Here is a 4428-nt window from a genome sequence, read left to right as displayed (position 1 = left end):
GACCTTGGCACGGATGACTTTCTGTTCCTGAGTCATGGCGGACTCCTTGTGGATTCCGCCGCACACTGGCACTCTGGGCTACGCCCTTCGCACCGATGTGCGGCGGCATGGATAACCAACCACTGTCAGATTTAGTCTAGGCTATTACAAATCATCGCCTATCTTCGCTCGCTTCGCTGCCCCCTTGGCTCAATGATCCATCCCTCGACAAAAGGGGACACGACCGAGGGAAATCAGGACTATGGCGTGTCTGGCCAGGTGCTCAGATCCACCATCACTCGCCCGCACCCCAGGTCGCGCAGGTACGCCAAGGTCCTTTCCAACGGGAAGAATCGGTATGGGCACTCGCGAGGCGAGCGCAACCACTGCCAACCATTGATGCGCACATACCAGCAATCCGGCGCCGGCACCAGCTCGACGAATCCCACCGCGCCGCGCTCAAGCAAGTGAATGAATTGATGTTCCAATAGATCTGACAAGGTGTCACTCTCTTTCGTAAAAGGACAGGGTTGTACAACAGGCACGACACAACGCTGCTTTCCAAACAAATGGGCTGCCGCGACTTAGTAAATGGCGTCAAACAAGGCCGAGACAATGCGCTAGCGGCCCAGATAAACTGCCGTAATTTCCTCACGATTGTGGCCCAGCTCGGCTGACACCCGCAGTCGTGCTGCACGATCCACGGCACGCTGCTGCGGCGTGAGCTGTGCCGACACTGGTCCACCTGCGGCGGGAGCAAGCCAGCCGGTGAGCTGGTGATAGCGCTGCTGGGCATACTGATGCCGAAGACCATGTAGCTTCGACATGCCAGCCTTCTCAACAGCCCAGATATAGCGGTGGAGCTGGTCGATGTACTTGAGATGCTTGGGGATCATGGAGCCGCTTCCAGAGAGCGCAACCGCACGCGCAAGCACAGCCCGCTGACGCTCATTCGTGACAGGCACAGCACGTGCCCGACCGCCCTTACACCAGGTCGGCTTGAGCTGAATCTCCCGTACTACATCCGGCGTCACGCCTGCCAGCGCATACCTCGGCTGAAACTTGAGGCACTCCTCTCTGCGCAACCCAAAAGCCTGCTGCAACTCTACAGAACAGCGCAGACGTTCATCGGCAATCTTCTCAATATCCCCCGAAGCCAGCACCAGTGCCTTCGAAACGTTGGTCACATACCTGCGCCTGCCAATGCCCAGCTCGGCATTGGTACGCGGGACGCAATTCCGCTTGCCGACCTTCTCTGCCCACCAACGCACATGTGACATACGGTTCTTCATGGTCCCCACAGCAATGCCGGAGGCCTGCCAACGCTCGATCAGCGCTGTAACATGCTTTGGCTTCAACCCAGTAGCAGGAAGCGATCGAAAGCCCATGTCCTTGAGATCATGAGCCACCTGCGCGAGCACTTCCCTGCGGGCCGCCTGGGTCGCATACGAGCCATCCCGATTGCGCTCAACCAGGCGCATCAGGTCCACAAAAATATCGAACTTCATTGGGTTCCTCACTTAGTCGGTGTTAACTTTGGTCAGTGTTAACTGCGGCTGGCTAAACCAGCCCTGGCACCGGAACCCTCGGGCACGCGGTACGGGTACAGCGACAAGCTTCGGCACCACCAGCGGGCCGGTGCGTCCCGTCAGGCACACACCGGCGTTTTGGCGACAACATGCCGGGACTACGTGAGGCGGAGCCCTACGTCCACCTTCCTTACCTTCCCAACGGCAACGGTTGAGTTCCGTTCGTTGGATGCCTGCTTTGAGAGTGCAGACGAACTCGCCAGATACAGTCCGGCCATGCTCAGGCTGTCCTGAGTACATCACTAGGGGGAAGGGCTAGGAACCCCTTATGACGCTRCCGATTGCGGTCGCAGCGAAACGGCAAGAGTGGAAGTGGTGCAAGGGCGTGCAAAACGCCTCTGACTACGGCTCAGGAAAGTTGCGAAGGAATGGGAGAAGAAAGGAAAAGGGGGATAGCCGCAGCGAGTTGCGGAGCTCACTGCCGGTAGGAGATGAGCATCGACGGACTTGGAACAGCCCGCCCAGATTGGCCCAAGAAATGGACAAGCGGTAGCTGAGGCAAGCGCTTAGAGTGCGAAGCGCCGCCCCATCCCAGTTGTTGCGCAGAGCGTATCGACGCTGCCGGTACGGCCAGAGAGCGCCGAAAGTGGCCGGCACTAGGGCATGCGAAACCCTTTGCGTACGGTTCAGGAAGGTTGCGAAGGGATGGAAGAAGCCAGGAAAACGGGAGATACCCGCAGCAAAATTACCAAGTTCACTGCAGGCGGGAGATGAGAACTGGACGGACTTAGACAGCCCGCCCGGATTGGCCCCAAAAATGGACGACGGCGACTAAGGCAAGCGCTTACATTGCTAAGCGCCCAAGGCCCATGATAGCCGTACCACATCCAATCGTGGCGCGCAGCGCCAATGTCGATGCCCAGAAGGGCGAAAAGTGCGTACAGAGTAATCTATTGAATTTGATTTGACAAGGTTGCCAGCGTGCCACAGCCGCTCGCCAGTTCAGGCGAGCTTCTTGCCCCGTAGCACAGTTGACTTGTCCAATACCCCCTTGACCAACGAAACCATCGCCCACCGCCGACGCTACCACTGTCGCGCCTAGGAAAAAACGCTCGGGATTTTGACCGGTCGGTCGTGAAACACTGGTTGCCATGCCGTAGTCTGCCCCGCAGTGCAGTGGGCTCAGACACTCGAAGTTGACAATGACCACTGGCTTACCAATTCCCACGGACCTAGTCGATGCGACCGGTTGCGTTGTGACCGTGGTGGAGCCCACCCGCTGGGCACTGGGCACTGTGCTGCTCGTGCCTGGCGATTGTGCCCTGGGATGGATCGGACACCGATAAGCCTCGGCTGTCTTTCTTGCCAGAGGGCTATGGAGGCAGTTGGTGGTCGGCGCTGGTCTGCCGGCGCCCGCAGTGGCAGCTGCGCCCACGGCGCTCCGCCCGTTCCGCCTCCTGTGCGCGAAGACTGTTCCGGGCAACCCAGATGAAGAATGCCGCGATGGGCACGCCCACGGCCAAGACGGCTAAGCCGATCGTCATAGCGATGCTCCCAGACTACAGTGTGAAATATAGGGATACAGATCCTGCGTGACCGCGTAGACGCGGCTCGACAGAAACAGTGGACGTGCCAGGCTGAATTCAAAGCGCAGCACCTGGTTGCGGATCCGGCGCCAGTGGCACGGCAGCGCGCCTCTGCCCTGCCAGTAGGCGGTACAGGCGGCCACGCACTGTACGGCTGCCTGGTAGTGGGCCAGTTGGCCCTCCTGGTATTGCAGGTAGGCCGCCACCAGCCGCTGCAGTTGCAGCGCGGCAGCCTGCTGAGGAGCAGGAAGGCGAAACGGCCGCTGCGCCAGGGTGGCGCCTAGGGCGTGGTACGGCGCGGCCGTCCGGGCGAGATCGCCGGCGTGGCGTGCCGTTTGCCAGAGGACAAACATGCCGCTCATGGTGAGAGTGTGCTCCGGTTCGGCGCTGGCAAGGGGTTGCCGACGCCGACATAGCATAGCCAACCGCGCCCGAAATGTCACGATTAGTGTGTGGCCGATTAGTGTGCCCCCTCCCACAGTAGGGGCCATGAAAACGATCCTACGCCGTCGCTTTGGCAAGCGCATTCGTGAACTTCGCCAAGCCACCGGCCTGTCTCAGGAAGCCTTTGCCGATCATGTGGGTTTTGCCCGCACCTACATGAGCCGGATCGAGACCGGCGCTGCCAACCCCTCGCTGGACGCGATCGAAGCGTTGGCCACGGCGCTGCGGATCAGCGTGGCGGAACTCTTCAGCACACTTTGAGCGCGGTGATCTGCGATCCTTGGGTCCCTAACAGGCTGCTGAAACAAACGATGAACCTTCCCCTCTGCGGTTCTTGTGCCCCGCTTTTTTCACAGTCCGGAAGCTCTGCGCCACCTCATCATCTTTTTCAGTGACTGGGGGCCGGATTCCAGGCCCCATTGCAGCGATTACTGCAACTGCGGACGGATTCGTCCCAGCGAGCGCATGCGCACGAGGTTGTAGGCGGCCATGCTCAGGACAAACCGCTGGTGGACCTTCTTCAGGCTGCGCACCATCACCTGACGCATGCGCCCCACTGTCTTGACCCAGCCAAAGCCCTGCTCGATCAGCTTGCGCGTTGGCTGCGAATGGCATAACCACCACTGCGAGCAATGGCACCAGTAACGGTCCGAGCGTCGTCCCGAGGTGTTTTGTGCCACGTGCGGCGTTACCTTCATCTCCAAGCATGCGTCAATGTGTTAATTTGCATCCAAACCTGACCTATTGATCCTTGTATAAATGATGACATCACCACAACTCGGCCTGCTTCCAGCACGCGGCAATGATGTTGGCGCGTTGTTGTGCGCTGCGCAGCCGATTGCGGGCGGTCGTTTTGAGTTCGGTGAGCGAGTGTGGGCAGAAGTTGGCCA

The 4428-nt window shown here is 59.7% G+C and carries 4 protein-coding genes and 1 pseudogene; 1 reads left to right on the top strand and 4 read right to left on the bottom strand.

From position 1 onward, the window contains the following. Window positions 1-599: 599 nt before the first annotated feature. Together AC1DKD_RS39555 and AC1DKD_RS39550 are read right to left on the bottom strand one after the other, a co-directional pair. Window positions 600-1487 (bottom strand): phage integrase N-terminal domain-containing protein, encoded by an 888-nt coding sequence (locus tag AC1DKD_RS39555; RefSeq protein WP_477144590.1) that lies wholly within the window; start codon window positions 1485-1487, stop codon window positions 600-602. 1561 nt (window positions 1488-3048) lie between these two features. After that, window positions 3049-3456, bottom strand: a complete 408-nt coding sequence (locus tag AC1DKD_RS39550; protein WP_477112205.1) for a hypothetical protein — start codon at window positions 3454-3456, stop codon at window positions 3049-3051. Between the two features lie 127 nt (window positions 3457-3583). Between AC1DKD_RS39550 and AC1DKD_RS39545 the strand changes: the two genes are divergently transcribed. Continuing rightward, the gene (locus AC1DKD_RS39545) at window positions 3584-3799 is read left to right on the top strand and encodes a helix-turn-helix domain-containing protein (RefSeq protein WP_267604026.1); all 216 of its coding nucleotides are present in this window, start codon (window positions 3584-3586) and stop codon (window positions 3797-3799) included. Window positions 3800-3966: 167 nt separating this feature from the next. On the opposite strand, the gene AC1DKD_RS39540 is transcribed toward AC1DKD_RS39545, so the two are convergent. Continuing rightward, complete coding sequence (locus AC1DKD_RS39540; protein ID WP_477112204.1) at window positions 3967-4218, bottom strand: transposase; 252 nt, start codon at window positions 4216-4218, stop codon at window positions 3967-3969. Between the two features lie 88 nt (window positions 4219-4306). Continuing rightward, window positions 4307-4428: pseudogene (locus AC1DKD_RS39535) on the bottom strand (IS630-like element ISCARN39 family transposase); the annotation flags it as partial.

The sequence above is a fragment of the Cupriavidus sp. 05T313 genome, assembly GCF_056396665.1.
The sequence above is the reverse complement of the archived record's forward strand: the minus strand, read 5'-3'. Positions and strand labels throughout refer to the sequence as shown.